1 pseudogene is annotated in these 1,286 nt (G+C 55.3%); it reads left to right on the plus strand.

The annotated features are described in order from the left end of the window. Nucleotides 1–652: 652 nt before the first annotated feature. Nucleotides 653–1,286: pseudogene (locus M7Q83_RS14045) on the plus strand (hypothetical protein); the annotation flags it as partial.

Here is a 1,286-nt window from a genome sequence, read left to right on the forward strand (position 1 = left end):
CTTTACTGAGGTCCCTGGTGTGGGTGGCTCCTATGCCGACAACGTCATCGTCGAGGCGATACCGGTGACGGCGTAGGACAAGTGCGAGCCTTGCCGTGGACCTGCATTTCGGGTAGCGAGCTGCAAAATGGCGTCTCGAAGGGATGGCCTTCCGCTTTCTATCGGGCGAGGTAGTGCGCGGAGTCGGTGTGTTCGAGCTTGTTGGCGGATTCGCTGAGAGGTGGACGAGCCACTGAGAAGCAGAACGGCTCAAGGGAGGTTCATACCTCAGTGTCAAGGCGATAGCGCGACTGTCGGACGGTAGACAGTTTGATTTCTGGGCATCTCGCAAGTCAAGTCAAACCATATTCTTCGTTGGGCAGATGGCTGAAACTATACACGACACGGGACACACCGCTCCTGCACTGGCAGTTTGCTACTGCTGTCGTCGCTTGCTAGAGGCGCGCTTATCGGAATGTTTGAGGAAAACTTTAGAAAATGTTCGGAATTTGATCACATCGCGTGATTGTACTGGTAACGTTGGTCAATGTTGCGTCGTATTGACTGGTTGATTCTCTTCGGATCACGAACGTCTTAGACGACAGCGGTGCTGCTGGAGTGCTTGAAAGGTTGGACGGGTATGGGCTTTCGTCATTCGCGTAGGAGCGTTGCGTTGGATCGATTTGGGGTACTGAAGACTTCGGGGGTTGCCTTGGGTTTAGTGGCCCTGGTGGTGGGTTCTGGCGCAGTCAATGGATTAGCAGGTTCGCAGCTAACGGCGGGTACCTCGACGACAACGGCGGGTACCTCGACGGTCTTTGTCAACCAACCATTCGACACCAACAGCGTCGGCACAGGATGGACTCTTCCCAGCAACCCGTCAGCTTCAATCCCCGAAGTTGGCGCGAACGGTGCGTGTCTGACTGCAAGTGGTAGTCCAAATCAAGTTTCGGCTATTCCCCAGTGCAGTGACGCCAGCACGCAAAGCGGCTCCGGCGCGTTGCGTCTTACGGACAACGGATTCCAGCAACTCGGGACGGTGTTCTATTCGAGTTCAGTACCCACTTCCGAAGGACTAGTCGCGAAATTCGATACCTATCAATACGACAACAATTCCGACACATTCAATGATGGTCCAGCAGATGGCATTGGCTTTGTCCTAGCCGCAGCGAATCCGTCTGGTCCGACACCACCATCGACCGGTGGCAGTCCGGGCGGTGCCTTGGGCTACGGAATCTATCCGGCGAACACTGCCGGCAACACCTCTGAGGTGAACGGAATACCAAACGGATATCTCGGAGTCGGAC

This window comes from Ferrimicrobium sp. (assembly GCF_027364955.1).
In the GTDB taxonomy this organism is placed as follows: Bacteria; Actinomycetota; Acidimicrobiia; order Acidimicrobiales; family Acidimicrobiaceae; genus Ferrimicrobium.